Annotated in this window: 23 protein-coding genes; 18 read left to right on the forward strand and 5 right to left on the reverse strand. The window is 73.6% G+C overall.

Going from position 1 to position 26,531, the window contains the following annotated elements; genetic code table 11:
- Positions 1-256: 256 nt before the first annotated feature.
- Positions 257-1,189, forward strand: coding sequence for an RNA polymerase sigma factor SigJ (gene sigJ / locus AWQ70_RS06045; RefSeq protein WP_067171555.1), 933 nt, complete (start codon positions 257-259; stop codon positions 1,187-1,189).
- A 92-nt stretch (positions 1,190-1,281) separates the two neighbouring features.
- Here sigJ and AWQ70_RS42240 read toward each other — a convergent pair whose 3' ends face one another.
- Positions 1,282-3,435 carry an IclR family transcriptional regulator domain-containing protein gene (locus tag AWQ70_RS42240; RefSeq protein WP_067171557.1) on the reverse strand — a complete coding sequence of 718 codons (2,154 nt, stop codon included), beginning with the start codon at positions 3,433-3,435 and terminating at the stop codon, positions 1,282-1,284.
- An 85-nt stretch (positions 3,436-3,520) separates the two neighbouring features.
- On the opposite strand from AWQ70_RS42240, the gene AWQ70_RS06055 reads away from it, so the two are divergent.
- The 16 genes from AWQ70_RS06055 (at position 3,521) to AWQ70_RS06125 (ending at position 18,194) form a co-directional block, all read left to right on the forward strand.
- The gene (locus AWQ70_RS06055) at positions 3,521-4,330 is read left to right on the forward strand and encodes a CoA transferase subunit A (RefSeq protein WP_067171560.1); all 810 of its coding nucleotides are present in this window, start codon (positions 3,521-3,523) and stop codon (positions 4,328-4,330) included.
- 83 nt (positions 4,331-4,413) lie between these two features.
- Positions 4,414-5,151, forward strand: coding sequence for a CoA-transferase subunit beta (locus tag AWQ70_RS06060; RefSeq protein WP_067171795.1), 738 nt, complete (start codon positions 4,414-4,416; stop codon positions 5,149-5,151).
- A complete protein-coding gene (locus tag AWQ70_RS06065) occupies positions 5,144-6,316 on the forward strand; it encodes a thiolase family protein (protein ID WP_218004441.1) in 1,173 nt (390 codons plus the stop codon). Before AWQ70_RS06060 ends, AWQ70_RS06065 begins: the two co-directional genes overlap by 8 nt.
- A gap of 92 nt (positions 6,317-6,408) precedes the next feature.
- The gene (pcaH, locus tag AWQ70_RS06070; protein ID WP_373282309.1) at positions 6,409-7,137 is read left to right on the forward strand and encodes a protocatechuate 3,4-dioxygenase subunit beta; all 729 of its coding nucleotides are present in this window, start codon (positions 6,409-6,411) and stop codon (positions 7,135-7,137) included.
- Complete coding sequence (pcaG, locus tag AWQ70_RS06075; protein WP_067171567.1) at positions 7,134-7,700, forward strand: protocatechuate 3,4-dioxygenase subunit alpha; 567 nt, start codon at positions 7,134-7,136, stop codon at positions 7,698-7,700. Before pcaH ends, pcaG begins: the two co-directional genes overlap by 4 nt.
- The gene (gene pcaB, locus AWQ70_RS06080; protein WP_084516570.1) at positions 7,687-9,090 is read left to right on the forward strand and encodes a 3-carboxy-cis,cis-muconate cycloisomerase; all 1,404 of its coding nucleotides are present in this window, start codon (positions 7,687-7,689) and stop codon (positions 9,088-9,090) included. The genes pcaG and pcaB overlap by 14 nt, the downstream gene beginning before the upstream one ends.
- 2 nt (positions 9,091-9,092) lie before the next feature.
- A complete protein-coding gene (gene pcaDC / locus AWQ70_RS06085) occupies positions 9,093-10,304 on the forward strand; it encodes a bifunctional 3-oxoadipate enol-lactonase/4-carboxymuconolactone decarboxylase PcaDC (RefSeq protein ID WP_067171569.1) in 1,212 nt (403 codons plus the stop codon).
- Entirely contained in the window at positions 10,301-11,488 is a 1,188-nt protein-coding gene (locus AWQ70_RS06090; RefSeq protein ID WP_067171571.1) for a 4-hydroxybenzoate 3-monooxygenase, read from the forward strand. Before pcaDC ends, AWQ70_RS06090 begins: the two co-directional genes overlap by 4 nt.
- A gap of 198 nt (positions 11,489-11,686) precedes the next feature.
- Positions 11,687-11,935, forward strand: a complete 249-nt coding sequence (locus AWQ70_RS06095; protein WP_067171572.1) for a hypothetical protein — start codon at positions 11,687-11,689, stop codon at positions 11,933-11,935.
- Positions 11,936-12,122: 187 nt separating this feature from the next.
- Positions 12,123-14,144 (forward strand): MDR family MFS transporter, encoded by a 2,022-nt coding sequence (locus AWQ70_RS06100; protein WP_067171574.1) that lies wholly within the window; start codon positions 12,123-12,125, stop codon positions 14,142-14,144.
- Between the two features lie 150 nt (positions 14,145-14,294).
- On the forward strand, positions 14,295-14,765 hold the full coding sequence (locus AWQ70_RS06105) for a DUF5709 domain-containing protein (RefSeq protein ID WP_067171576.1): 471 nt from the start codon (positions 14,295-14,297) through the stop codon (positions 14,763-14,765).
- Between the two features lie 206 nt (positions 14,766-14,971).
- A complete protein-coding gene (locus AWQ70_RS41925; RefSeq protein WP_157529914.1) occupies positions 14,972-15,124 on the forward strand; it encodes a hypothetical protein in 153 nt (50 codons plus the stop codon).
- Positions 15,121-15,387, forward strand: coding sequence for a Rossmann-fold NAD(P)-binding domain-containing protein (locus AWQ70_RS06110; protein WP_067171578.1), 267 nt, complete (start codon positions 15,121-15,123; stop codon positions 15,385-15,387). The genes AWQ70_RS41925 and AWQ70_RS06110 overlap by 4 nt, the downstream gene beginning before the upstream one ends.
- Before the next feature lie 78 nt (positions 15,388-15,465).
- Positions 15,466-15,879, forward strand: a complete 414-nt coding sequence (locus AWQ70_RS06115) for a PH domain-containing protein (RefSeq protein ID WP_218004434.1) — start codon at positions 15,466-15,468, stop codon at positions 15,877-15,879.
- A gap of 152 nt (positions 15,880-16,031) precedes the next feature.
- Positions 16,032-16,448, forward strand: a complete 417-nt coding sequence (locus AWQ70_RS06120; protein WP_084516571.1) for a DUF3592 domain-containing protein — start codon at positions 16,032-16,034, stop codon at positions 16,446-16,448.
- Positions 16,449-16,751: 303 nt separating this feature from the next.
- Positions 16,752-18,194: a WS/DGAT/MGAT family O-acyltransferase gene (locus AWQ70_RS06125; RefSeq protein ID WP_067171584.1), complete on the forward strand. Its 1,443-nt coding sequence runs from the start codon at positions 16,752-16,754 to the stop codon at positions 18,192-18,194.
- Here AWQ70_RS06125 and AWQ70_RS40310 read toward each other — a convergent pair.
- The 4 genes from AWQ70_RS40310 to AWQ70_RS06145 all read right to left on the reverse strand — a co-directional run bounded on the left by AWQ70_RS40310 (position 18,142) and on the right by AWQ70_RS06145 (position 24,088).
- Positions 18,142-20,106 (reverse strand): serine/threonine-protein kinase, encoded by a 1,965-nt coding sequence (locus tag AWQ70_RS40310; RefSeq protein WP_067171586.1) that lies wholly within the window; start codon positions 20,104-20,106, stop codon positions 18,142-18,144. The two genes, AWQ70_RS06125 and AWQ70_RS40310, sit on opposite strands and share 53 nt — an antisense overlap.
- Positions 20,107-20,392: 286 nt before the next feature.
- On the reverse strand, positions 20,393-21,979 hold the full coding sequence (gene mctP, locus AWQ70_RS06135) for a monocarboxylate uptake permease MctP (RefSeq protein ID WP_067171588.1): 1,587 nt from the start codon (positions 21,977-21,979) through the stop codon (positions 20,393-20,395).
- The gene (locus AWQ70_RS06140; RefSeq protein WP_067171590.1) at positions 21,976-22,179 is read right to left on the reverse strand and encodes a DUF3311 domain-containing protein; all 204 of its coding nucleotides are present in this window, start codon (positions 22,177-22,179) and stop codon (positions 21,976-21,978) included. The genes mctP and AWQ70_RS06140 overlap by 4 nt, the downstream gene beginning before the upstream one ends.
- 271 nt (positions 22,180-22,450) lie before the next feature.
- On the reverse strand, positions 22,451-24,088 hold the full coding sequence (locus AWQ70_RS06145; RefSeq protein ID WP_067171592.1) for a CocE/NonD family hydrolase: 1,638 nt from the start codon (positions 24,086-24,088) through the stop codon (positions 22,451-22,453).
- A 246-nt stretch (positions 24,089-24,334) separates the two neighbouring features.
- Here AWQ70_RS06145 and AWQ70_RS06150 point away from each other — a divergent pair, with 246 nt between their 5' ends.
- Positions 24,335-26,464, forward strand: a complete 2,130-nt coding sequence (locus tag AWQ70_RS06150) for an anthranilate synthase component I (RefSeq protein WP_067171594.1) — start codon at positions 24,335-24,337, stop codon at positions 26,462-26,464.
- Positions 26,465-26,531 lie beyond the last annotated feature (67 nt).

The raw sequence follows: 26,531 nt of genomic DNA on the forward strand, positions 1-26,531 counted from the left end.
GGCGGGCACCCCGGAGGCGGTGTGGTCGGGATGATTTCGCCTGAACGGCAGGTCGCCGCCGGGTGCCGGGATGGGGGCGCGGTGGCCGGTCATCGTGTCGCCGGAGCGTTCCTGTCAACGGGAACGGCGCCCGTCCTCGGCGGTACGACGAAACGCGGCGCCGTGGAATGTGAGGCGAGGCGCCGGCCTCACATTCCGCCGGGCTGTCTCGTCGATCCGGTGACAGCGGACGCGGCAAAGGAAGATCGGGGGCACCATGACCACCCCATCCGAGACGGGAGACGGCCGGCTCGACCCGGGCCTGAGCGTGATCGTGAGCGAGCGGCGTCAACTGATCAACCTCGCCTACCGGCTCCTCGGCTCGCTGGCCGAGGCCGAGGACGTCGTCCAGGAGACGTACACGCGCTGGTACGCGTTGTCGCGGCGGCAGCAGGAGGCCGTCGAGTCTCCCGCCGCCTGGCTGACGACGGTCGCCAGTCGCGTCTGCCTGGACCTGCTCGGCTCGGCGCGGGCCCGGCGGGAGCACTATGTGGGGGAGTGGATTCCCGAGCCGCTCCCCGATCGCGGGGAGTGGACGAGCGGGGGGCCGGGTGAGATCACGGCCGACCCGGCCGACCGGATCACGCTCGACGAGTCGATCTCCATGGCCTTCCTGGTCGTGCTGGAGTCGATGACCCCGGCCGAGCGGGTCGCGTTCGTCCTGCACGACGTCTTCCGCTACTCCTTCGCCGAAGTGGCGGAGATCGTCGGCCGTACGCCGGCGGCCTGCCGCCAGCTCGCCTCCTCGGCCCGCCGGCGTACGCGCGCGTCACAGGCCGCCGCGGCTCCGGCGGCTCGGCAGGCCGGCGTCGTCAGGGATTTCAAGCGGGCCTGGGAAGCCAAGGACATCCACGCCCTCATCGGCCTGCTCGCCCCCGACGCCAGGGGGACCGCCGACGGCGGCGGCCTGGTCAGCGCCCTGCTCCACCCGATCGAAGGCGGCGAGCAGATCGCGCGCTACCTGGTCGGGCTGGCCGACCTGGCCCCCGGCCTGGTGATCCTGGAGCGTACGGTCAACGGCCGACCCGGCCTGATGGCCGAGCACGACGGGGTCACCGTGTTGGTGATGGCGTTCGACGTCGCAGGCGACCGGATCAAGCACCTCTGGGCCGTGCGCAACCCCGACAAGCTCCGGCTGTGGGCGGGCTGACACCGCTCCGCCGGGAGGGCCGATGCCCGTGCCGTCGGACCGGTCGTCGGCGGACCGGCGAGAACGGTTCGCCGGAAGGGCGGGGGCGAGGTTCAGGGCAGGCGCAGCCGCCTCCTCCTGGTCACCGCGCGCAGATCCGCCTCGATCCGGGCCGCGGTCTCGGTGAGCGGGGGCAGCAGTGCCGCGAGCGTCTCCTCGACGGGGCCGCGCGCCGCGTGGGTCGCCACGTTGAGCGCGGCCACGACCTGGCCGGTGCCGTCCCTGACCGGTACGGCGAGTGAGCGCAGGCCCGCCTCCAACTCCTCGTCGACGAACGCGTGACCCCGCTCCGCCACGCCGTCGACGATCCGCGCCAGCTCCGCCGGGTCGGTGACGGTCCGCGCGGTGATGGGACGCCGCGCCGTGCCGGCCAGCAGCGCCGCGCGCTCGGCGTGCGGGAGGCCGGCGAGCAGCACCCGCCCCATCGAGGTCGCGTACGCGGGGAAGCGGGTGCCGAGGGTGATGTCCACGCTCATGATCCGGTAGGTCGGCACCCGGGCGACGTAGCGGATGTCGTCGCCGTCGAGCACCGCCATGGACGCCGACTCGTGCGTGCGCCGGACCAGGTCGGCCATGTGCGGCTGGACGATCTCGGCGAAGCCGAGCGACGACAGGTGCGCGTACCCGAGTTCGAGCACGCGGGGCAGCAGCCGGAAGTCGCGTCCGGAGCGCTCGACGTAGCCCAGGTGCTCCAGGGTGAGCAGGGCGCGCCGCGCGGTCGCCCTGGCCAGGCCGGTGCTCTCGGCGACCGCCGACAACGAGCGTGTGCCGTCGAGGGCGCAGAGCACTGTGAGTCCTCTGGCCAGCGACTGCAGGAACTCCGGCCCCAGCTCGCGCTTGGCGGCCCGCGCCGGGTCCGAGCCGACCCCGGCCACCTCCGGCACGGCTCCCGCACCCCGGACGGCCACCGTTCCCGGGCCGCCGGCCACCGCTCCCGGGCCGGCGGCTTCCGCGCCCGGCACGGCTCCCGCACCGGGACCGCCGGCTTCCGCTCCCGGACCGCCGGCCGCCGTGGCTGAACCGCCGGGGCTGGTGTCCGGACTGCCGAGGGCCGTGCCGGAGCTCCCGGCCGCTGTGCCGGAGTCGCCGGGGCTTGTGCGCGGGCTTCCTGGGGGCGTGTCCGGGCTGCCGAGGGCCGTGCCGGAGCTCCCGGTTGCCCTGCCCGAACCGGCGGGAGCGGCGGGGCGGCCGGTGAGGGCGCGGGCCAGGGCCTCCTCCATGGCGCTGGTCTCCTCGCGGAGCCGGGGGAGCGTCGCCTCGGCGAGCGAGGTGATCGTGTGCCTGCTGGTATGGCTCACCACGCTGACCGCGCAGGCCGTACGTCCCGACGGTCCGCGCACGGGTACGGCGACCGCGATCAGGCCCGGCTCGATGAGCTGGTCGTCGGCCGCCCAGCCGTCGGCGGCGGCGCGGGCGACGCGCCGGTCGAAATCCTCCGTGTCGAACCCCGCTATGCCGGACTCCTCCGCGTCGAGCCCGTTCGTGTCCGTCCCCTGCGTGTCGAGCCCCTTCGCGTCGAATCCCTGCACGTCGGATCCCTGCGCGTCGAATCCCCTTATGCCGGACTTCTCCCTGCTGGACGTCTCCGTGCTGGACGTCTCCGTGCTGGATTTCTCCGTACCGAATTTCTCCGTGCCGGGCGGGTTTCCGCCCGACGCGTCGGATCCCACCGGGCGGGCGGACGGGCGCGGGGGCACGGCCGGGAAGAGCTCGGCGAGCCGCTCCGGGGACGCGCCCCGCGCGAGCCATGCCGCCCGCGTGCCCTCGTCCCACTCGGCGGCGAAGAGCGCGCCCGGTGCGCACCGCTCCGCGGGCAGCAGGTCGCCGATGCGGAAGGCCGGAGACATGGTGCGGCGGCGGGTGATCTGGGTGACGAACCGGACACCGTCGCCGTCGGGCACCGCGATGGAGACGGACTCGTCGAACTCGTCCGCCAGCCGCTCGGCGACCTGTCCGAGCGCGTCGGGCACGCCGCAGCCGGTGAGGTAGGCGTTGCCCGGCTCCATCAGCGGCGGGGCCAGCTCGACCTCCCGGTCCACCTCGCGCAGGTGACCGAGGTGGACGAGTGTGGCGACCACGCGGTCCACGGTCGAGCGGGCGAGGCCGGTGGCCCGGGCCAGCTCGCTCGGGCGCATCCGGTGCCTCCCGGGCGCCGACATCACGCGCAGCACGGTCAGCCCTCTTTCGAGCGGCCCGACGACATCCATTTGACATCCGTTCGTAGGCGGGAGGAAACTCCAGTCAAGCTGAATTATGAACGAAAGTTCACTGGACGAACAACTCTGAGGAGCGATGGCAGAGATCCGGAGTCTGCGTGACGCCGTGGCCGAGCTCATCCACGACGGCGACACGGTCGCCATGGAGGGCTTCACCCATCTGATCCCGTTCGCGGCCGCGCACGAGATCATCCGCCAGGGCATCACGGACCTGACCCTCGTCCGCATGACCCCCGACGTGATCTACGACCAGCTCATCGGCATGGGCGTCGCGCGCCGCCTGGTCTTCTCCTGGGGCGGCAACCCCGGAGTGGGCTCGTTGCACCGGTTCCGCGACGCGGTCGAGAACGGCTGGCCGCGCCCGCTGGAGCTCGACGAGCACAGCCACGCCGGCATGGCCAACCGGTACGTCGCCGGCGCGTCCCGGCTGCCGTTCGCGGTGCTCCGGGGCTACCGGGGCAGCGACCTGCCGGAGCGGTCCTCCACCATCGCCACCGTCACCTGCCCGTTCACGGGCGAGGAGCTGGCCGCCGTGGCCGCGGTGAACCCCGACGTCACGGTCATCCACGCCCAGCGGGCCGACCGCGAGGGCAACGTCCAGCTCTGGGGCCTCGTCGGCGTACAGAAGGAGGCCGCGCTCGCCGCCGACCGGGTCCTCGTCACCGTGGAGGAGATCGTCGAGAAGCTGGAACCGACGCCGGACGCCGTGGTCCTGCCGAGCTGGGCGGTGACCGCCGTGGCCCACGTGCCGGACGGCGCCCATCCGTCGTACGCCGCGGGCTACTCGGTCCGCGACAACGAGTTCTACCAGGCGTGGGACCCCATCTCCCGGGACCGCGAGGCGTTCCTGGCCTGGATGCGCGAGCACGTGCTGGAGGCATCGTGAACGACACGACGAACGCCGCGCCCGGCGGCGCCGGGAGCGACGTCGCGAACGGCGCGGCGCGGGACTGGACCCCCGACGAGCTGATGACCGTCAACGCGGCGCGGGCCCTCCAGGGCTCGCGGACCTGCTTCGTCGGCATCGGCCTCCCCAGCGCCGCGGCCAACCTGGCCCGTCGCACATCCCAGCCCGACCTCGTGCTCATCTACGAGTCCGGCACGCTCGGATCCAAGCCCACTCGGCTGCCGCTGTCGATCGGCGACGGCGAGCTGGCCGACACCGCCGACGCGGTGGTGTCCGTGCCCGAGATCTTCAACTACTGGCTGCAGGCCGGGCGGATCGACGTCGGCTTCCTCGGCGCCGCCCAGGTGGACCGGTACGCCAACATCAACACGACCGTCATCGACCGGGGCCCCGACCGGCCCGAGGGCAGGCTGCCCGGCGCGGGCGGCGCCCCCGAGATCGCGGCGAGCTGCCGCAAGGTGCTCATGGTGCTGCGCCACTCGCGGCGCAACTTCGTCGAGAAGCTCGACTTCGTCACCACCGTCGGGCACGGCTCCGGCCCCGGCGACCGGGCGAGGCTCGGGCTGCTCGGCCAGGGCCCGGTGGCCGTCATCACCGACCTCGGCGTGCTCCGTCCCGACCCCGAGACGGCCGAGCTCGTCCTCACCGAGATCCACCCCGGCGTCGCGGTCGACCAGGTGGTCGAGGCGACCGGCTGGAAGCTGCGCGTCGCCGACGCCGTCGGCGTCACCGAACCCCCCACCCAGGCCGAGCTGGCCGCGCTCCGCGCGCTCAAATCCGGAGGTGACCCCCGTGCGTGACGTCTACATCGTCGACGCCGTCCGCACTCCCGTCGGCAGGTACGGCGGAGCGTTGTCCGGCGTCCGGCCGGACGACCTGGCCGCCCACGTGATGCGCGCGCTCGCCGACCGCAGCCCCGCGCTCGACCTGTCGCGCGTGGACGACGTGGTCTTCGGCAACGCCAACGGCGCGGGCGAGGAGAACCGGAACGTCGCGCGGATGGCCGCTCTGCTCGCCGGGTTCCCGGTCACCGTCCCCGGCGCCACCGTGAACCGGCTCTGCGGCTCCGGGATGGAGGCCGTGATCCAGGCGTATCGCGCCATCGCCGTCGGCGACGCGTCCGTGGTGGTCGCGGGCGGCGTCGAGTCGATGAGCCGCGCCCCCTGGGTGGTGCCCAAGCCCGAGCGGGCGTTCCCCACAGGGCACCAGCAGATGGTGTCCACCACGCTCGGCTGGCGGCTGGTCAACCCGCGCATGCCGGAGGAGTGGACCATCGCGCTGGGCGAGAGCGCCGAGCTGCTCGCCGACCGGTACGGCGTGACCCGCGAGGCGCAGGACGCGTTCGCGCTGGCCAGCCACGAGAAGGCGGCCCGCGCCTGGAAGGACGGCGCGTACGCCGCGGAGGTCGTCCCGCTGGACGACCTCGCCCGCGACGAGGGCATCCGCGAGGACAGCTCGCTGGAGGCCCTGGGCAGGCTGAAGCCCGCGTTCAGGAAGGGCGGCACGGTCACCGCGGGCAACTCCTCCCCGCTGAACGACGGCGCCGCCGCGCTGCTGCTCACCGACGAGGACGGGCTGGCCGCGACCGGACGCGAGCCGCTCGCGCGCATCCGGGCCTCCGCGGTCACCGCGATCGAGCCGCAGTACTTCGGCATCGGCCCGGTCGAGGCGGTGAACCGGGCGCTCCGGCGGGCCTCGCGGACCTTCGCCGACCTGCTGACCTTCGAGCTGAACGAGGCGTTCGCCGCGCAGGCGCTGTCCTGCCTCGGTCAGTGGCCCGACCTCGATCCGGCCGTCGTCAACCCGCGCGGCGGCGCGATCGCGATCGGCCACCCGCTGGGCGCGTCGGGCGCCCGCATCACGGGCGCGGTCGCCCACCAGCTCGCGGCGGCCGGGTCCGGCACCGGCGTCGCCGCGCTCTGCATCGGCGTGGGCCAGGGCCTCGCCGTCGTCCTGGAACGCTGACCCGCGCAGGGACCGAGCCCAATGACAGCGAGGAGGCAGGCATGAGCACCACACCCCCGGCCCCGGAACCCCAGGCCGTCATCGACGCCGAGATGGCGGAGATCCGGGCGGAGGCCGAGAAGGCCCGCGCGGACGGCGGCCCGGAGGAGCTCCAGCCCCGGCGCGACTACCCGCCCTACCGCAGCTCCCTGCTGCGCCACCCGAAGCGGCCGCTGGTCGCCGCGCCGGAGGCGTTCACCGAGCTGCGCGGGCCGGTGTTCGGGGTCACCGACGTGACGGACCTCGACGGCGACCTCACCCGTCAGCACCACGGCGAACCGCTGGGCGAGCGGATCGTCGTGACCGGCCGGGTCCTCGACCGGGAGGGCCGCCCGGTCCGCGGCCAGCTCGTGGAGATCTGGCAGGCCAACGCGGCGGGCCGGTACGCGCACAAGCGCGACCAGCACCCGGCGCCGCTCGACCCCAACTTCACCGGCACCGGCCGCTGCCTCACGGACGACGAGGGCCGCTACACCTTCACCAGCATCAAGCCGGGGGCCTATCCCTGGCGCAACCACCTGAACGCCTGGCGTCCGGCGCACATCCACTTCTCGCTGTTCGGCACCGCCTTCACCCAGCGGCTCGTCACCCAGATGTACTTCCCGAACGATCCGCTGTTCCCGTACGACCCGATCTTCAACTCGATCACCGACGAGCGGGCGCGGCAGCGCCTGATCGCCACGTACGACCATGACCTGTCCAGCCCCGAATGGTCGCTCGGCTACCGTTGGGACATCGTCCTCGACGGGCCGTCCGCGACCTGGATGGAGGAAGGCCGATGAGAGAGCCCACACCGTCCCAGACCGTCGGCCCCTTCTTCGGCTACGCGCTGCCGTTCGCGGACGGGGGCGACCTCGTCCCGCCCGGCCATCCGGGGGCGATCACCATGCACGGCGTGGTCCACGACGGCGCGGGGCGGCCGATCCCCGACGCGCTGCTGGAGTTCTGGCAGGCCGACCCGGCCGGGGGGCTCGACGGCGCTCCCGACTCCATGCGCCGCGACCCCGTCACCGGCACGTTCGCCGGCCGTTCCGGGGTCGGTTTCACCGGGTTCGGCCGGGTCGCGACCGACGCCGACGGCCACTGGACGCTCCGCACACTGCCGCCCGGCCCGGCCGCTCCCGGCGCCCTGCCGTACATCTCGGTGTGCGTGTTCGCGCGGGGGCTGCTCCACCACCTGTACACGCGCGTCTACCTGGAGGACGGGCCGGGCGACCCGCTGCTCGACTCCCTCGACGCCGACCGCCGCGCCACGTTGATCGCCCGGCCGGAGCCGCACGCGACCTACCGGTTCGACGTCCACCTCCAGGGAAGCGAGGAGACGGTCTTCCTTGAGTTCGGCTGACATCCCGGGTGAGGGGGCGCCGGGCGAGCCGGGCCTGCTCACGCCCGTCTGGACCGGGAGCGCCGTGGAGGCCGCCACGAGCGACGTCGCCGTGTTGCGGGCCATGCTCGACGCCGAGGCCGCGCTCGCCCGGGCCCAGGCCGCGCTCGGCATGGTCCCGGCCGAGGCCGCCGATGCGGTGGGCGCGGCCGCCGACGTCCGGCTCTACGACGTCCGCGACATCGCGGCACGGGCCAGGTCCGGCGGCAATCCGGCGATCCCGCTGGTCGCCGACCTCACCGCCGCCGTGGCCCGCCGCTCACCCGAGGCCGCGCCGTACGTGCACCTGGGGGCGACCAGTCAGGACATCGTGGACACCGCGCTGATGCTGGTGGCCTCCCGCGCACTGCCGCTGATCGCCGCGGACCTCGCCCGGGCCGCCGCGGCGCTCGCCCGGATCGCCGCCGAGCACCGCGACACGGTCCTGCCCGGACGCACGCTGACCCAGCACGCCGTCCCCACGACCTTCGGGCTGAAGGCGGCCGGGTGGCGCGCCCTGATCCTGGACGCGACGGACCGGCTCGCCCGCCTCGCCCCGCCCGCGCAACTCGGCGGCGCGGCCGGCACGCTGGCCGCCTTCCACGAGTACGCCGGCGACGGGCCGGGTGGTGGGAAGGAGCCGCACGACCCCGGGGTGGCGCTGCTCCGCGCGTTCGCCGCCGAGACCGGGCTGGCCGAGCCGCCGCTGCCCTGGCACGTGCTGCGCACGCCCGTGGCCGACCTGGGCACGGCCCTCGCGTTCACCGTGTGCGCGCTCGGCAAGATGGCCGCGGACGTGCTGGTCCTGTCCCGCACCGAGATCGGCGAGGTCTCCGAAGCCTCGGGCGGCGGGTCCTCGGCGATGCCGCACAAGAGCAACCCGGTCCGCGCCACGCTCGTGGCGGCCGCCGCGCGGCAGGCGCCCGCGCTCGCCGCCGTCCTCCTGGCGTCCGTCGCGGCCGAGGACGAGCGCCCCGCCGGCGCCTGGCACGCCGAGTGGCCCGCGCTGCGCGAGCTGCTGCGGCTCGCGGGCGGAGCCGCGGCGGACGCGGCCGAGCTGGCGGAGGGGCTGCGCGTCCATCCGGGCCGGATGCGCGCCGACCTCGACCGCACCGGCGGCCTGCTCCTCGCCGAACGCCTCGCGGCGGCGCTCACCCCGGTGCTGGGCCGCGCCGGGGCCAGGGCCGCAGTGGAACGCGCCTCCCGCAGAGCCGCCGCCGACGGCGTCGGCCTGGAGGAGGCGCTCCGCGACGAACGACTTCCCCTGGCGGAGGACGAGCTGCGCCGCCTGCTCGACCCCGCGACCTACGTGGGTTCCGCCCCGGCGCTGACCGAGCGGGCCCTCCGCCGCCGACCGCAGGTCAAGGAGTGACGATGAAGCCTGACCACACGCCCGGAACAGCGGGCGGAGCAGCGCCGTCCGCGGCGGCGCGACCGCACCACCGCGTCGACGGACCGCGCGACGCGCCCGCGCTCGTGCTCGGCCCGTCGCTCGGCACCTCGCTCACCGTGTGGGACCCGCAGGTGCCCGCGCTCGCCCGCGACCACCGCGTGCTGCGGTGGGACCTTCCCGGGCACGGCGGCTCCCCGGCCCTGCTCTCCGAGGGGGCCACGGTCGCCGACCTCGCCGGGCTCGTCCTCGACCTCGCCGACGATCTCGGCGTCGATCGGTTCCATTACGCCGGGATCTCCCTGGGCGGCGCGGTCGGCGCGTGGCTGGCGCTCCACCACCCCGATCGGGTCGCCTCGCTCGCGATGGTCTGCTCCTCGGCCTGGTTCGGGCCGGCGGAGGGCTGGCGCGAGCGGGCCGCCCTCGTCCGGGCGAAGGGCGCCGGCGTCATGGCGGAGTCGGCCGCCCAGCGGTGGTTCACCCCCGCCTTCGACGGAGCCGCCCCCTTCCTCGACGACCTGCGCGAGGTCGCCGCCGACGGATACGCGGCCTGCTGCGACGCGCTCGCCGCGTACGACATCCGGGCCGAGCTGGGCCGGATCGGCGTGCCGACCCTGGTGATCGGCGGCCGGGACGACCCGGCCACGCCGCCCGCGCACGCGCGGGAGCTGGCCGACGGCATCCCCGGCGCGACTCTGGTGGAGATCCCGGGCGCGGCCCACCTCGCCAGCGTGGAACGGCCCGAGCCCGTGCTGTCCGCCCTGCTCACCCACCTCGCGGACGGCGGGGACGACGGGCACCGGCGCGGGGACGGCTCCCGCCGGTACGCCGCCGGCATGGGCGTGCGCCGCGCCGTGCTCGGCGACGCGCACGTGGACCGGGCGACCGCGAACGCCGACGCCTTCACCGCCGACTTCCAGGACTTCATCACCCGCTACGCGTGGGGCGAGATCTGGACCAGGCCCGGCCTCGACCGCCGGACCCGAAGCTGCGTCACGATCACCGCCCTGGTCGCGCGCGGCCACCTGGACGAGCTGGCGATGCACATCAGGGCCGCGCTCCGCAACGGGCTCACCCCGGACGAGATCAAGGAAGTTCTGCTGCAGACGGCCGTCTACTGCGGCGTCCCGGCCGCCAACTCGGCCTTCGCCGTGGCCCAGCGCACCCTACGCGAGCTCCAGGAGAGGAACCCATGAGCGTCCCCACCCGCACCACCGTCGGGATCATCGGAGCCGGGCCCGCCGGGCTGCTGCTGGCCCGGCTGCTCCGGCGCGCCGGCATCGACTCCGTCGTCCTGGAGCATCGTGACCGCGCGTACGTCGAGCAGCGCCAGCGCGCCGGCATCCTGGAGCAGGGCACGATCGACGTCCTGCGCGCGTGCGGCGCGGGTGAGCGGATGGACCGCCTGGGGTTGCCGCACAACGGCGTCGAGTTGCGCTTCGACCGGCGGGGCCACCGGATCGACTTCCCGTCGCTCGCCGGCGGGCGGGCCGTCATGGTCTACGCCCAGACCGAGATGGTGAAGGACCTGGTGGCGCTCCAGCTCGCCGAGGGAGATCCGCTGCTGTTCGAGGCGCGGGCCGTCGCCGTCGAGGGGCTGGAGGCCGGGCAGCCGTCCGTCCGCTACGTGCACGAGGGCCGCGAGCACACCCTCGACTGCGACTTCGTCGTGGGCTGCGACGGGTTCCACGGGATCGCCCGCTCCGCCGTCCCGGCCGGGGTGCTGCGGACCTTCGAGCGGGAGTACCCCTACTCCTGGCTCGGCATCCTGGCCGACGTCCCGCCGTCGTCCGACGAGCTGATCTACGCGCACTCCGAGCGCGGCTTCGCGCTGCTCAGCATGCGCTCGCCGACCGTCAGCAGGCTGTACCTCCAGGTGCCGAACGGCACCGATCCCGCCGACTGGCCGGACGAGCGCATCTGGGACGAGCTGGACCTGCGGTTCGCCGTGGACGGCGACTGGAAGCTGGAACGCGGCCCGATCACGTCGAAGTCGATCACGCCGATGCGCAGCTTCGTCGCCGAGCCCATGCGGTACGGCCCGCTGTTCCTGGCCGGGGACGCCGCGCACATCGTGCCGCCGACCGGGGCCAAGGGGCTGAACCTCGCCGTCGCGGACGTGGTCGTGCTGGCGCGGGCGCTCACCCGGTGGCACGACACCGGCGCCACCGACCTGCTCGACGCGTACTCGGACACCTGCCTGCGCCGGGTCTGGAGGGCCGAGCACTTCTCCTATTTCATGACCACGACGCTGCACCCCGATCCCGCGCAGAGCGACTTCGACACCCGGCTGCAGCTCTCGCAGCTGCACCGGATCGCGGACTCCGAGGCAGCGGCGGCCGAGCTGGCGCGGAACTACGTCGGCATCCCGTTCGAGTGAGACCACCCCGCCGCCTCCTCCGCGGGCGGCGGGGCCGGCGCGAAGGTCAGCGGGCTCTGCCCCAGCCGATGGTGCACGTGGGTCACGCCATGACGTATGCCTATCTATAGGCACGAAAGCTCTATGAGCAGATAAAGCGTGACCTGCTGTCGGCGGGGGCCTGCCGCGCTCCGGCAGCCGGAACTCGGGAGGAAGCGGATGATTGAGCTGCTGGGAGCGATGGCCTCCCTGGCGGCCGTGACGGTGCTCGGTCTGATCGCGCTGCTGCTGATCTCGGTCTGCGTGCTCCTGGCGCTGGCGGGTCTGGCCGCCGCCACCGGGCGCGAGCCGTACGACCGGATGCCGGCGAAGCGCGAGCGGGCGAGCGGGGCCGCGACGCGGGAACGGCTCTTCCGCTCCGGACCGTCCGCCCGGCCCGACCCCGTCCGCGGACACGGTTCCCCCTGATCCCACCCGTCCCGGCGCTCGTGACCTCGACGCGGTCCGCGGGCGCGGTTCCCCCAATCCCGATCCCGCCGGCGGCCCCCACCCCTGGAGGCCGGTTCCCCGTGATCCCGCCGGTGTGACCGGATTCCCCGGCGTTCCGGGGCCGGGCGCGTGCATGAGGGCCCGTTCTGGGGGGACAGGGGGACCCATGGGGGAGAGCGGGAGCGCCGGCGCGCCCGCACAGGAGCACGGCGTGTGGGCGGTGATCCTCGCGCTGATGCTGGCGATGCTCCTCGCCGCACTGGACCAGACGATCGTGTCCACCGCGCTGCCGACCATCGTCGGCGAGTTCGGCGGGCTGAACCATCTGTCGTGGGTCGTGACCGCGTACCTGCTCGCCTCGACGGTCTCCACCCCGCTCTGGGGGAAGCTGGGCGACCAGTACGGCCGCAGGCACCTCTTCCAGACCGCCATCGTGATCTTCCTGGTGGGGTCGGCGCTGTGCGGGCTGGCCGGGGGCATGATCGAGCTGATCGCGTTCCGGGCGTTGCAGGGCCTCGGGGGCGGCGGCCTCATGGTGCTCGCCATGGCCATCGTCGGGGACGTGGTGGCGCCTCGGGGCCGGGGCCGCTACCAGGGATTCTTCGGCGGCGTCTTCGCCTTCGCCAGCGTCGTCGGCCCGCTGCTCGGCGGGCTGTTCGTCGACCGCCTCTCCTGGCGCTGGGTCTTCTACATCAACGTGCCGATCGGCGTCGTCGCGATGTTCGTCATCGCCGCGACCCTGCGCGGGCGGCGCGACCGCACCCCGCACGTCATCGACTACCGGGGCGCGGTGCTGCTCGCCGCCGCGGTCACCTGCGTCGTGCTCGCCACCTCCTGGGGCGGCAGCCGGTACGCCTGGGGCTCCCCGCCGATCCTCGGCCTGGGCGGCGCGGCCGTGGTCCTGCTCGTGCTGTGGGCGCTGGCCGAGCGGCGGGCGGCGGAGCCGATCATCCCGCTCCACCTGTTCCGGATCAACGTGTTCTCCGTCACCGCCGCGATCGGCTTCGTGGCCGGGTTCACGATGATGGGCACGCTGGCCTACCTGCCGCTGTTCCTCCAGGTGGCGCACGGCGTGTCGGCGACCGCCTCCGGGCTCTACCTGCTGCCGATGATGGCCGGGATGCTCGGCACCTCGATCGCGTCCGGGCAGGCGATCAGCCGCACCGGCCACTACCGCTACTTCCCGATCGCCGGCATGGCGATCACCACGGCGGCGCTGCTGCTCCACGGGATGAGCGAGCACAGCTCGACGCTGTCCATGGGAGTCAGGTTCCTGATCCTCGGCGTCGGGCTCGGCCTGGTCATGCAGGTCCTCGTGATCGCCGTGCAGAACGTCGTGGACTATCGCGATCTGGGGGTCGCGACCTCGTCGGTGACGTTCTTCCGGTCCATCGGCGGGTCGTTCGGCGTCTCGCTCTTCGGCACCGTCTTCGCCGGGCAGCTCGCCGTACGGGCGGAGCAGGCGCTGCGGGGGACGTCGCTCCCGTCCGGGTTCGACCCGGCGGCGGTCCAGGGCAGCCCCGCGCTGCTGTCCCGGCTGCCCCCGGACGTCGCGGCCCGGGTCGTGCACGCCTACGCCGAGGCGGCGACCACGATCTTCCTGTACGCGGCGCCCGTCGCCTTCGCCGGTTTCGTCCTGGCCTGCTTCCTGCGCCAGGTGCCGCTCCGCACGACCGTCGGGGCGTCCGCCCCCGACCTGGGCGAGGGCTACGGGGCGCCGTGCGACCGCTCCTCCCTTGAGGAGATCGAGCGGGCGCTCACCGTGCTCATGCGCAGGGACCCCGAGGCGGCCAGGCTGTACCGCGAACTGGCCCGGCGCGCGGGGTACGACCTGACGGCCGGGGCCGTGTGGATCCTCGCGAGGGTGGCCAGGACGGGCCGTGCCGGCCGCGCGGCGCTCGCGGCGCGGGCCGGGACCACGCCGGAGTCGGGCGCGCGCTGCGCCCAGCCGCTGGTGGACCGGGGGCTCGTCGAGCGTTCCGGGGAGGACCTGGTCATCACGGGGGCGGGCCGGGAGGCCGTCCGGCGGATGGTCGCCGTCCGCAGGGCCGCCCTCGCCCGCCACCTCGACGGCTGGAACCCGGACAGCGACCCCGAGCTCACGGCGCTGCTGTCCCGGCTGGCCGCGCAGACCGTGGGCGACGACCGCGATGCCCCCGGCGCCGTCGGAGCCCCCCACCGGACCTGACTGTTCGGGAACCCACCTGCTTTTACCGAAAAATCGTACTCCGGGCAGGTGAAAGCGGTTTCGTCGGTCGGGACGGGCCTCCCGGGTGCGGGCCGGGCAAAGCCGTCCCGCGCACAGGCATACGGCGATGGGAAGGGGCAGGGGACGCGTATGAGCGAGCACACGAGACCGGAACCCGATCCGCGCTCCCGCGCCGAGGACGAGGGCATCCCCGACCTCAGGGAGGGAACCCCGCAACGCGAGTGGGCGCACGACCCGCAGGAGGAGCCGATCCCGGGCGAGACGCCCGTCGGCATCGACGAGTACGGCACCACGTCGGAGGAGATGGCCCAGGGGGAGTCGCTGGACATGCGCCTCAGCCGCGAGGTGCCCGACAAGACCCTGCTCTACGGCTCGCCGGAGGACGCCGAGCCCGACATCGCCGACGAGAGGGTCCCGTACGGGCGCGAGGAGGAGGTCGGTTCCGAGGGTGAGGACACCCGCCACACGGCGGGCCGCCTGGTGGACCCGGACGAGGGGATCCGCCCGGACGTGGACAAGGAGATGATCGGGGAGGACGTCGGGCCCGACTCCGGCGGCTACGGCCCCGAGGAGACCGCGATGCGGATCGAACCCGAATGACCGCGTACGGCGGCGCGGGTGCGCCGGCGTGCGAACGCGGCGCATGATCTCGCCGGTTACGACTCCTCGGGCGCGCGGCGACGGGACGGCGACCGATGATCGTTCGGGAGGCGTCTGGCCCCGTCAGGCGTCCGACGCGATCGGCGCGTTGTTCGCGGCGGCCCCGGAGGCGGAAACGGCGACTATGCCCCCGGCATCGTGGCACGGTGGCCGCGGAAGGCCGCCTCCAGGGCGACGCGCCAGTGGTGGTCGGCCTGCGGACGGGGGCCGAGGGAGCCGAGAAGTTCGAGGCCGGCCAGGCCGTGCACCAGGGCGTTGAGGTGCACGGCGACGTCGTGGGGGTCGGCCGGGGGCCGTGACGGGCAGGGAGTTCCTCGACCTGGTGCTCGCCGAGCTCGGCCGGCCCGGCAAGACGGCAGCGGTCGGACGCCCGATGCAACGCCTGATCGGCCTGTTCAACCCGACCGTCCGCGCCCTCGGCGAGACGTGGTACCAGCGCGACCGGCCGTTCGTGAGCGACACCTCGAAGTTCACCGCCACGTTCGGCCCGTTCGCCGCGACACCGCACACCGACGCGATCGCCGCCACCCTCGACTGGTACCGCGCCGCCCCGACCCCGTGACCGGCAGGCGGATCGGCTGAGAGCGAAGCGGGCGGCCAAGATCGGTGACCTCGGTCCGCGACGCGTTACGCTGCCACGGTGGCGGGTGTTGAGGCGCGGCACGAGTGGCGGGTGCCGCGGCAGGTCGTGGCGGCCAAGGCGGTCGCCGCCGCCGTCTGCGTCGTGCTGGCGCTGATCGGCGACTTCAACCAGACGTTCCTCGCGTCGGTCGCCGCGGCCGGGTTCGCCGCGCTGGTCCTGCGCGACCTGCTCGCCCCCGTACGGCTTGCGGTGGACGAGGGCGGCGTGACGGTCGTCGCGGGCTTCGCCGGGAGAGAGCGGTACTCCTGGAACGACGTGGACCGGGTCCGCGTGGACACTCGCCACCGCTACGGCGTCACGGCACAGCTGCTGGAGATCGACACGGGGGATCAGGTGCACCTGTTCAGCCGCCACGATCTCGGCGCGCCCGTGATCGATGTCGCCGAGATCGTGATGCGGCTGCGTCCCTGACCTCCGGCCGGCGGAAGCGTTCGCTCGGCGCGCCGGATCCGCCCGGCCACGCCGGAGAGTCCCGGCCGGCCGTCGCGTTCGGCGAGGTCCGGGCGATCGACGACAAGCCGGATGCAAGCCGCGAACAACCGCGGAGCCCTACTTTTCCTGCCATGTCGGAAAGTGGGATTGCTACCGCCGTGCTCGGCGGACTCGGTGTGATCTTCGCGCTGCTGGGCGCGGGCCTGCTCGTGAACGCCCGTGATTTCCGCAGGCGCGCTCTGCGGGCGCAGGGAAACGTCGTCGGGTTGCGCCGGAGCAGCTCCAGTGAAGGTGACGTCTTCTACTCGATCGTCAGGTTCACCACCGCGTACGGCCAGGCCGTGGAGGCCGAGACCCGGTTCGCCAGCAACCCGCCGCCCGCGCGCCCCGGCCAGACGGTCACCGTCATGTACGACCCCTCGGACCCGCACCGGATGCGGATCGACACCCCGCTCGGCAGAGGGTCGCTGCTCGGCGGGATCTTCCTCGGCGTGGGGCTGGTGCTCCTGCTCGTCGGCGTCGGCGTCGGCGTCGCCACGCTCCTCTGACGGCGTCGGCCGCGGAGTACGGCCGGGCGGGGGCGCGGGGCGTTCGGGACACCCCGCCGACGCGTGCGCGTCCCGCGCGGTGCACCATCGCTGAAGGAAGCAGACCACACGACCCCAGACCGCACGACCACGACCGCAAGACCACGACCACCACCGCAAGACCACGACCACGACCGCAAGACCACGACCACGACCGCAAGACCACGACCACGACCGCAAGACCACGACCACACGACGTAGATCGCATGACGCCGATCGCACGAGACCGGTGCGACGAACGAACAACGGGGGCAGTGACCAGGTATGGCGCGGCAGCTCAGCGCGCTCGACGCGCAGTTCCTCAATTTCGAGACGAGCGCCAACCTCGCGCACATCGCGGGGCTGGCCGTCCTCGACCCGTCCACAGCGCCCGGCGGTGAGGTCACCCGCGAGGCGCTGGTCGAGCTGATCAGGGAGCGGGCGCACCTCGCCCCGCCGCTGCGGCGCCGCCTGGTCCAGGTGCCGTTCCGGCTCGACCACCCCTACTGGGTGGAGGACCGCGAGATCGACTTCGACTACCACGTCCGCGAGATCGCTCTCCCGCGCCCGGGCGACGACCACCAGCTCGGCGAACAGGTCGCCCGCCTCCACGGGCGGCGGCTGGACCGGCGGCGCCCCCTGTGGGAGCTGTACATCATCCACGGCTTGTCCGGCGGGCGGGTCGCGGTCTACACCAAGGTCCACCACTCCGCCATCGACGGCGTGACCGGCGCGGAGGTGCTCGCCGCGCTCATGGACCTCGGCCCCGAGCCGCGGCGCGAGGCCCCGCCCACGGAGTCGGAGCCGGACACGCCGCCCGACACCGTCGAGATGATCGCGCGAGGGGTCGGCCGCGTGCTGGAGAACCCGGGGGCGGCGATGCGCTTCCTCGCCGGAGTCGTGCCCCGGCTCGACGAGATCCCGGTCGTCTCGCAGATCCCCGGCGCCGGTCTCGTCTCGCGCGTGGTGCGCGGCATCGGCGCCGAGCCGCTGCCCGGCCTGCCGAGGATGACCGTGCCGCGCACCCCCTTCTCCGGACCGGTCTCGCCCCACCGCAGGTTCGCCTTCGGGACGCTGCCGCTCGCCGACGTCAAGCGGGTCAAGAACGCCTTCGGCGTGACGGTCAACGACGTGGTGCTGTCGATGTGCGCCACCGCGCTGCGGCGCTGGCTGGTCCAGCGCGACGAGCTGCCCCGCGAGCCGCTGGTCGCCGGCATCCCGATCTCCAGCCGGGGGTTGACGGAGGGCGGCGACATCCCCGCCAACGAGGTGGTCCTCGCCATGACCACGCTTCCCACGGACGTCGCCGACCCTGGGGAGCGGCTGCGCGGGGTCAGCAGATCCATGAAGACCGTCAAGGACCGCTACGCCGCGGCTCCCGCCACCTGGCTGCTGGAGTTCAGCGAGGCCATGCCGGCCGCGCTGAGCGGCCTCGCCGACCGGGCGGCCTTCCGGATCGCGTCGCGTACGGCGCCGGCCATGAACCTCATGGTGTCGAACGTCCCCGGCCCCCAGTTCCCGCTGTACATGTGCGGGGCGCGGCTGCTCGCGCACTACCCCGTATCGGTGATCACCGACGTGAGCGGCGGGATCAACATCACGGTGTTCTCCTACGACGGGTCGCTCGACGTCGGCATCGTCGTGGACCGCGACATGGTGCCCGACGTGTGGGACTTCATCGACTATCTGCGCGACGCCCTGGACGAGCTGTGCCGTACGCACCCGTGACCGGCGCCGGAGGGGCGGCAGGAGCGGCGGCGGGGCTGCGGGAGGGGCTGGGCCGGGCGGAGCGGCCGAAGCCGCTCCCCGAGGAGTCGCGACCGTCCACCCGCCCCAGGCACCGATAGCTGCGCAGGCCCGTCGCGTACTTGGCGGCGCTCGGCGGCAGCACGGTGATCTCCCACCGGTCGGCCTTGACCGTGGTGGCGGCGCCGCGCCGCGACAGCAGCAGGATGTACTTCGAGCAGAGCAACGTGACGGTGGGGTGCTTCTCCACCGTGCGCTGGTCCGTGGTCAGCCCTGCGGGCAGCGGCGCGATGGCGAACGTCTCCCACGTGTGCGGTTTCCCGCAGGGAATGGCGCGTGCGGTCGTGTCGCCCCCGATCGACACCGTGCCGGCCCAGCACTCCGGGGTGGACACGCAGGCCGCGCCGGCGGAGGCCGATTCGGCGGCGGGGCATCCGGCCGTGTACGTCGCGACCTCGAAGCCACCGGGCCCGGTCGATCCGGCTGATCCCGTCGTCCCGTCCGCTCCGGGACGCGTCGTCGGGCTCGAGGAGGCGGTGGAGGCGGGAGCCGCGCCGGCGCCGCTCCCGTCGGAGTCGTGCGGGGCCAGCAGGACGAGTCCGGTGACGAGCAGCGTGGCGAACACGGCCGCCGTCGCGGCGAAGACCGCCGAATGGCGCAGTGTCCGGTTCCGGGGGCGGGTCGCCACCGCGTCCCGGCTCGCGCCCGCGTGGGGACCGGCGATGCCGGGAGTCGCGCGGGGGGCGGCGGTGCCCGGGAAGGCGCGGGAGGGGCCGGTGTCCATGGGGGTCCGCGCGGAAGGCGGCGTGGTGCCCGGGAACGCGCGGGAGGGGCCGGTGTCCATGGGGGTCCGCGCGGAAGGCGGCGTGGTGCCCGGGAACGCGCGGGAGGGACCCGTGTCCATGGGTATCCGCGCGGCGGCAGCGGCCGTACCCGGGGGCGTGTGAGGAGGGGCGGTGTCCGGGCGGGCGCCCGCCCTGGAACCGGCCGCGTGCGGGCCCGTGCTCTCGGCCGGGGGAGGCGCGTGCCGCAGGGAGGCGGGCAGGCCGGGCCCGGGCGCGGTGCCGTCCGGGGCGAGCGCGGATAGCGCGTCGCGCAGGTCCGCCGCGCTCGCGACACGCTCCCGCGGGTCGCGCGCCATGCCGTGGCGCAGCACCTCCAGCAGCGCGGACGGCACGCCGGGGATGTCGGGGACGGGCAGCCGGTGGAGCGCGAGGATCGCCGCGATGTTGACCACCCCGCCCTCCGGGAACCGGGGCGGCCTGCCGTTCAGCAGGGCGTACAGCGTGGCGGACAGCGCGTAGACGTCACCGGCGGCGGTCGGCTCGGTGAGCTCGAACGCCTCGGGCGGCGCGAAGGCCGGGGTGAGCGACTCCCGGGTGACCGAGGCGTGTTCCCCGGACCCGGTTCCGGGCATCGTGGCGAGCCCGAAGTCCGACAGCACCACCAGTCCGTACGCGTTGACCAGGATGTTCGCCGGTTTGACGTCCCGGTGCAGCACCCCGGTCGCGTGCGCGGCCGACAACGCGTCCGCGATCTTGATTCCGATGTCGCGGACCTCGGCCGCCCCGAGGGGCCCGTACGTCTTGAGGCGGTCCGCCAGCGACCCGCCGGGGCACAGCTCCAGCACCATGTACGGCCGGCCGTCGGGCAGCACGCCCGCGTCGTAGACCCCGGCGACGTGGGGGTGGCCGGACAGCGCGCCCGCCGCCGTCACCTCGCGCAGGAACCGGCGGCGGTCGCGGTCGGACAGCAGGACGCGGTTGTCGAGCTTCAGCGCGACCTCGCGCCCCACGGCGAGCTGCCTGGCCCGGTAGACCACGCCGAAGCCGCCCTGCCCGAGGACGCCGAGCAGCTCGTACCCCGGCAGGAGCGGCGCGCCCGCCTCCTCCACCCGACCCACCTCCCGACAGCCGTGCGGAACACTACCGCAGAGATCACGCTATCGATCGACATAGTGGGATCAACCGGTTGGACGCGGAGTTCCCGTCCCCAGCGGGGGCCGGAACGGTGCGGGCTGCGGCTCGACCAGAAGGGCGGGCCGGCCAGAAGGGCGGGCCGACCGGGAAGGCGGGCTTGCGGGGAGGGGCGAGGGAGAGCCGGGCGAGATCCGCCGGGGAGGCGTCACACGGCGATGCCCGGCGACCTCGCGAGGAGGCACCGGGCAGGGCCGTGAACGATCAGGAGGAGCCGGCGACCTCCAGGTCCTGGACGCGCGGGTCGTCCCGGTCGGCGACGTAGTCCTCGGGCCGGGTCGCGTCCGGCCCCTCGGCCATCTTGACCGCCCGGGCCAGCCACGTGCCGAGCACGGCGACGACCAGGTTGACGGCCAGAGCCAGGAAGCCGGCGTAGATCGTCATCTTGGTGTCCAGGCCCAGTTTCTCCAGCGGGAACGCCGAGCCGCCGAAGTGCTCGTGCTTGGTGGCCGGGTTCGCGATGTTGTACAGCATCAGTAGGCCCGAGCCCATCCCGGCGACCCACCCGGCGACCAGGCCGGCCCGGTGGAACCAGCGCCCGAAGAGGCCGAGGGCCACGGACGGCAGGGTCTGCAGGATGATCACGCCGCCGATGAGCTGCAGGTCGATCGAGAACTGGGGGTCGATGAGCAGGATGCACAGCACCGCGCCGACCTTCACGACCAGCGAGGCGATCTTGCTGACCGACGCCTCCTGGGCGTCCGTGGCGTCCGGCCTGATGTACTCGCGGTAGATGTTGCGGGTGAACAGGTTGGCCGCGGCGATCGACATGATGGCCGCGGGCACCAGCGCGCCGATGCCGACGGCCGCGAACGCCACGCCCGCGAACCAGTCGGGGAACATCGTGTCGAAGAGCTGCGGCACCACCGTGTTCACGTCGGTGCCGATGGGCTTGACCCCGGCCGCGATGGCCATGTAGCCGAGCAGCGCGATCAGGCCGAGCAGCAGGCTGTAGGCGGGCAGCGCCGACATGTTCCGCTTGATGACGTCGCGGTTCTTCGACGCGAGCACGCCCGTCACGCTGTGCGGGTAGAGGAACAGCGCCAGGGCCGACCCGAGGGCCAGCGTGACGTACTGGAGCTGGTTGTTGGCATTGAGGAGGACGCCGTCGCCGGGGGCGGGGGTGGCGTCGAACTTCGCCTGCGCCGCGTCGAAGATCGCCGACCAGCCGCCCAGCCGGGACGGGATGTAGATCACCGCGACCAGGATCACCACGTAGATCAGCGAGTCCTTGACGAACGCGATCAGCGCCGGGGCGCGCAGCCCCGACTGGTACGTGTACGCCGCGAGGATCGCGAACGCGATGATCAGCGGCAGGTCGCCCTTGACGCCCATCGTCTTCAGCACCGCCTCGATGCCGACGAGCTGCAGCGCGATGTACGGCATGGTCGCCACGATGCCGGTGAGGGCGACCAGCAGCGCCAGCGTCGGGGAGCCGAACCTGGCCCGGACGAAGTCCGCGGGGGTGACCAGCCCGTGCACGTGCGAGACCGACCACAGCCGGATCATCACGAGGAACACCAGCGGATAGACCACCACCGTGTACGGCACGGCGAAGAACCCGGTGGCCCCCGCGCCGAACAGCAGCGCGGGCACCGCGACGAACGTGTACGCGGTGTAGAGGTCGCCGCCGACCAGGAACCAGGTGATCCACGAGCCGAAGCTGCGGCCGCCGAGGCCCCACTCGTGCAGGCTGGCGAGGTCGTTCGCGCGCCGCCACCGGGCCGCGACGAACCCCATGCCGCTCACGAGCAGGAACAGGACCGTGAAGATGACGATCTCGGTGCTCACCGGCCGCTCCTGGTCATCCGGTAGACCACGGTGGTGGTGGCGACGCCGAGCAGGATGAAGGCGAGCTGCAGCCAGTAGAAGAGCGGGATGCCGAACAGCCGCGGCTCGAGGGAGTTGAACAGGGCGGGGACGAGCGGGACGACGATCGGTAGCAGAAGCAGCCAGTTCCAGGGACTTCGGTCACTGCGCGGGGCGGCCAACGCGCCCTCCTCTCTGACGGGGAGTCGCTCCGCAGCGTAAAGTGACGCGTGTCACAGCCGGGTCGCCCGTCGCCGAACGGTCGGGTTGGCGCGCCGAGCGTCACGAGACCTCTCCCGGTCGCCCGCCCGGCCCCTCGATCGGCTCGGCCCTCCGATCGGCCCCCGGCCGGTGAGGGCGGCGCGGCCCGGGTCAGCCCCCGGGCGGTCCCCTCAGCGCACTCCAGGCCCGGGCCCGGCGTCCCCGGCCCCTTCAGCGCCCTCCGGGCCCGGGTCAGCCCCGGGCGGCCCTCGGAAGCAGGACGGCGGACGGGTGGGCCGGGTCGTGCAGCACCTCGTGGTCGCAGCACACCATCGCCGCCCCCGCGGCGGCCGGCCCGGGGCCGAGCGGGTCGCCGGTGCCGGTGTTGCGGGAGATCCTGGGGTACGCCCCGCCCGCCACGTGGACCCTGATCCGGTGGCCGCGCCGGAAACGGTGCCCGATCGGCCACAGGTCCACCCGCACCCGCCGTACGCCGTCCGCGTCGGCCCGATCGGCCGGGGTGAGCCTGCGGACGCCCTCGCACACGTTCATCGACGTCCCGTTCGGGTGGACGTCGCAGACGCGGACCACGACGTCGGCGTGCTCGGTGCTGGTCCGGACGTACAGGTCGGCGGACACCTCGCCGATCAGGTCCGTGTCCTCCGCCAGCACGGGCGAGGTGTGGACCAGCACGTCCCGCCGCGACTCCAGCCGCCGGTTGTCGCGCGGCATCGAGTTGCCGATGAGGACCGGCCCGCCGAGCACCGGCGTGGGGTGCCGCGGGTCGTACCGGAACCGGTCCGGCTCGGAGGGGACGGGGTTGTCCGTGGAGAGCGCCCCGCCCGGCCGCAGGTGCCAGCGTTCCTCCCGGGTCCCCGGCGGCGGCCAGTCGGAGTAGTCCCGCCACTCGTCCGCGCCGGTCACGTACAGCCGCACCGGCGAGAGGCGCAGCCCGGACGGGTCGCCGAGCAGGTGGGCGCGGAACCAGGCCAGCGCGTCCGCGCCCGCCACCCTGCCCAGCCGGTAGTCCGCGTGGTACCACGGCCCGATCGTCAGGTACGGCCGCCGCCCCGCCGCCCGCATCGCCGCGTAGTCCTTGAGCTGCCACGGCAGGAACACGTCGTACCAGCCGCCGGTCATGGTCACCTCGGCGCTGACCTCCCCGACCGACGCGGAGAAGTCCCGCTTGCGCCAGTACGCCGACGACGGGTCGGCGTGGTTGGCGATCAGGTCCCGGAAGAACGGCAGCGGCCGGCCGGCCGACACGAGGTCCAGCTCCGACAGCGGCCGGCCGGACAGGCCGGACAACACGGCGCGGCGGGTGCGGCGCGGGGCGAGGAAGGTCGCGGCGGCGCCGCCCAGCCGTCCCTCCATCCCGGCGGTGAGCGTCGTCCAGACGAGCGTGGACTCCAGCGCGAACGACCCGCCGACGTAGGCCGCGTCGCGGAAGCAGGACGCCGTCACCTGAGTGGCCATCGCCCGGAGATCGGGCGCCTCCGCCGCGATGGCCCACTGGGCGTAACCGAGGTAGGAGGGGCCGTGCATGGCGAAGCTGCCGCCGTACCACGACTGGGCCCGCATCCACGCGACCGTGGCCAGGCCGTCCTCGCGCTCGTCGGCGAGCGGGTCGAGCAGCCCGCCCGAGCCGAACCCGCCGCGGCAGCTCTGGATCACGACGTGGAACCCGTGCCGCGCGAACGCCCTGCCGTACATCCAGCCGACCACCCCGGCCCGGCCGTACGGCGAGCGGATGAGGACGGTCGGCGGGCGGTCCGCGCCGACCGGCACGTACCGGTCGGCGAGCAGTGTGACGCCGTCCGGCATCGGGATCGGCACGTCACGGCGGACGAGCACGCGGTGGGCGCGGCGCCCGGGCAGCATGAGCGTCATTCGTCCCTCCTCGCCGTGTTTGTAACCTCCTAGTAACATTATTCGCTATGAGCGGGGAGAAGTGTCGTTGCATGATCACGCGCGGGGCCGCTAACCTGTACACCATGCGAACTCCGAATCAGTGGTGGCGCCGCTAACAGGCGGCGACGGGTTTCGCATTTCGCGATCAGAGCAGACGGCCGCCCCGAGAGGCGGCCTTCTTCATGTCCGCCCCAGGGGCATTACGAAAATCAAGGGGCGAGACAGGTGGATACCAGCGGATACACCACGGCCGGCGGCGTCGAGGTCGAACGCCTCGTGCGCGAGGTGCCCGAAGCGGCGCTCGAAGAGATCGTGACCTCGCTCGGCGAGCGGCGCGGCGGGGCGTTCTCCTCCGGCATGGACTACCCCGGCCGGTACAGCCGCTGGGCGTTCGGCTACGTCGACCCATGCGTGGAGATCGTCGCCAGGGGGCGGCGGATCTCGGCCCGCGCGCTCAACGAGCGCGGCCGCGTCGTCCTGCCCGCGGTCGCCTCGTGCCTGCTCGCGGCGGGCAAGCCGGTCGCCGCCCCCACCGCCGAGCACGTCGAGGTGGTGGTCGAGGGGTCGGAGGACATCCTCCCCGAGGAGATGCGCAGCCGCCGCCCGACCGTCTTCACCGCTATCCGCGAGCTGATGGCCGCCTTCCGCGGCGACGACCCGCACCTCGGCCTGTACGGCGCCTTCGGGTACGACCTGGCCTTCCAGTTCGAGCCGATCCGCTACTCGCTGCCTCGCCCGGCGGACCAGCGCGACCTCGTGCTCCACCTGCCGGACCGGCTGGTCGTGATCGACCGCGTGCGCGAGACCAGCATGGAGTACCTGTACGACTTCGTCGTGGACGGCGTCTCCACCCGCGGTCTGGAGCGGACGGGCGACACGTTCCCGCTGGTCACCCCCACCGAGATCCCGCCGAACCCCGAGAAGGGGGCGTACGCGGAGATCGTCGCGAAGGCGAAGGAGAAGTTCAAGCGCGGCGACCTGTTCGAGGTCGTCCCCGGTCAGGTCTTCCACTCCACCTGCACCGATCCCGCCGCCTTCTACCGGTCCCTGCGCACGAGCAACCCCGCGCCGTACGAGTTCCTGCTCAACCTCGGCGACGGCGAGCACCTGGTGGGCGCCTCGCCCGAGATGTACGTCCGGGTCACCGGCGACCGCGTCGAGACCTGCCCGATCTCCGGCACGATCGCCCGCGGCGCCAACCCGGTCGAGGACGCCGAGGCCATCCGCACCCTCCTGTCCAGCGTGAAGGAGGAGTCCGAGCTGACCATGTGCACCGACGTCGACCGCAACGACAAGTCGCGGATCTGCGTCCCGGGCACGGTGCGGGTCATCGGCCGCCGCCAGATCGAGATGTACTCCCGGCTCATCCACACCGTGGACCACATCGAGGGTCGGCTGCGACCGGAGTTCGACGCCCTCGACGCCTTCCTCACCCACATGTGGGCGGTCACCGTCACCGGCGCGCCCAAGACCTGGGCCATGCAGTTCATCGAGGACAACGAGGCGACCACCCGGCGCTGGTACGGCGGGGCGGTCGGCTTCATCGGCTTCGACGGCTCCATGAACACCGGGCTCACCCTGCGCACCGCGCAGATCCGCGGCGGCGTGGCCACGGTCAGGGCCGGGGCGACCCTGCTGTACGACTCCGACCCCGGGGCCGAGGAGCGCGAGACCGAGCTCAAGGCGAGCGCCCTGCTCGGCGCCCTCGCCGCCGTCGGCCGCGAGACGCCCGAGGACGAGGGACGGCAGGCCGCCGACCTGCCCGGCGCCGGGCACACCGTGCTGCTCGTGGACCACGAGGACTCGTTCGTCAACACGCTGGCCGACTACTTCCGGCAGCAGGGCGCGTCCGTCGTGACCCTGCGGCACGGGTTCCCGCTGGAGATGCTCGACGAGATCGCGCCGACGCTCGTCGTGCTGTCGCCCGGCCCCGGCTGGCCGTCCGACTTCGGCTGCTCCGCCCTCGTCGAGGCGCTGTACGCCAGGGAACTGCCGGTTTTCGGCGTCTGCCTCGGCATGCAGGCCATGATCGAGCAGGCGGGCGGCAGCCTGGAGCTGCTGCCGTACCCGGAGCACGGCAAGCGCGGCCAGGTGCGCCGGGAGGGGGAGAGCGCCCTGCTCGACGGCCTGCCCGCGGAGTTCGTGGCCGCCCGCTACCACTCGCTGCACGCCAAGCGGCCCGGGGTGCGCGGTTTCGCCGTCACCGCCTTCACGCCGGACGGAGCGGCGATGGCCATCGAGGACGTCGAGAACCGGCGCTTCGCGGTGCAGTTCCACCCCGAGTCGATCCTCACCACGCAGGGCGGCGCGGGAGCCAGGATCATCGCGAACGTGCTGCGCCTCTGCGCCCGATAGTCCCGGACGCGACCGGACGCGACCGGGCGCGACGGCCGTGCCGGCCGGGCGGGAACCGCTCGTGCCG

The sequence above is a fragment of the Microtetraspora niveoalba genome (assembly GCF_001570405.1).
In the GTDB taxonomy this organism is placed as follows: domain Bacteria; phylum Actinomycetota; class Actinomycetes; order Streptosporangiales; family Streptosporangiaceae; genus Microtetraspora; species Microtetraspora niveoalba.

What these genes read in the sequence shown, in the direction of transcription:
- sigJ (WP_067171555.1), top strand. Translation starts at nt 257, where the DNA reads ATGACCACCCCATCCGAGACGGGAGACGGCCGGCTCGACCCGGGCCTG.
- AWQ70_RS42240 (WP_067171557.1), bottom strand. Translation starts at nt 3,435, where the DNA reads ATGGATGTCGTCGGGCCGCTCGAAAGAGGGCTGACCGTGCTGCGCGTG.
- AWQ70_RS06055 (WP_067171560.1), top strand. Translation starts at nt 3,521, where the DNA reads ATGGCAGAGATCCGGAGTCTGCGTGACGCCGTGGCCGAGCTCATCCAC.
- AWQ70_RS06060 (WP_067171795.1), top strand. Translation starts at nt 4,414, where the DNA reads ATGACCGTCAACGCGGCGCGGGCCCTCCAGGGCTCGCGGACCTGCTTC.
- pcaH (WP_373282309.1), top strand. Translation starts at nt 6,409, where the DNA reads ATGGCGGAGATCCGGGCGGAGGCCGAGAAGGCCCGCGCGGACGGCGGC.
- pcaG (WP_067171567.1), top strand. Translation starts at nt 7,134, where the DNA reads ATGAGAGAGCCCACACCGTCCCAGACCGTCGGCCCCTTCTTCGGCTAC.
- pcaDC (WP_067171569.1), top strand. Translation starts at nt 9,093, where the DNA reads ATGAAGCCTGACCACACGCCCGGAACAGCGGGCGGAGCAGCGCCGTCC.
- AWQ70_RS06090 (WP_067171571.1), top strand. Translation starts at nt 10,301, where the DNA reads ATGAGCGTCCCCACCCGCACCACCGTCGGGATCATCGGAGCCGGGCCC.
- AWQ70_RS06095 (WP_067171572.1), top strand. Translation starts at nt 11,687, where the DNA reads ATGATTGAGCTGCTGGGAGCGATGGCCTCCCTGGCGGCCGTGACGGTG.
- AWQ70_RS06100 (WP_067171574.1), top strand. Translation starts at nt 12,123, where the DNA reads ATGGGGGAGAGCGGGAGCGCCGGCGCGCCCGCACAGGAGCACGGCGTG.
- AWQ70_RS06105 (WP_067171576.1), top strand. Translation starts at nt 14,295, where the DNA reads ATGAGCGAGCACACGAGACCGGAACCCGATCCGCGCTCCCGCGCCGAG.
- AWQ70_RS06120 (WP_084516571.1), top strand. Translation starts at nt 16,032, where the DNA reads ATGTCGGAAAGTGGGATTGCTACCGCCGTGCTCGGCGGACTCGGTGTG.
- AWQ70_RS06125 (WP_067171584.1), top strand. Translation starts at nt 16,752, where the DNA reads ATGGCGCGGCAGCTCAGCGCGCTCGACGCGCAGTTCCTCAATTTCGAG.
- AWQ70_RS06145 (WP_067171592.1), bottom strand. Translation starts at nt 24,088, where the DNA reads ATGACGCTCATGCTGCCCGGGCGCCGCGCCCACCGCGTGCTCGTCCGC.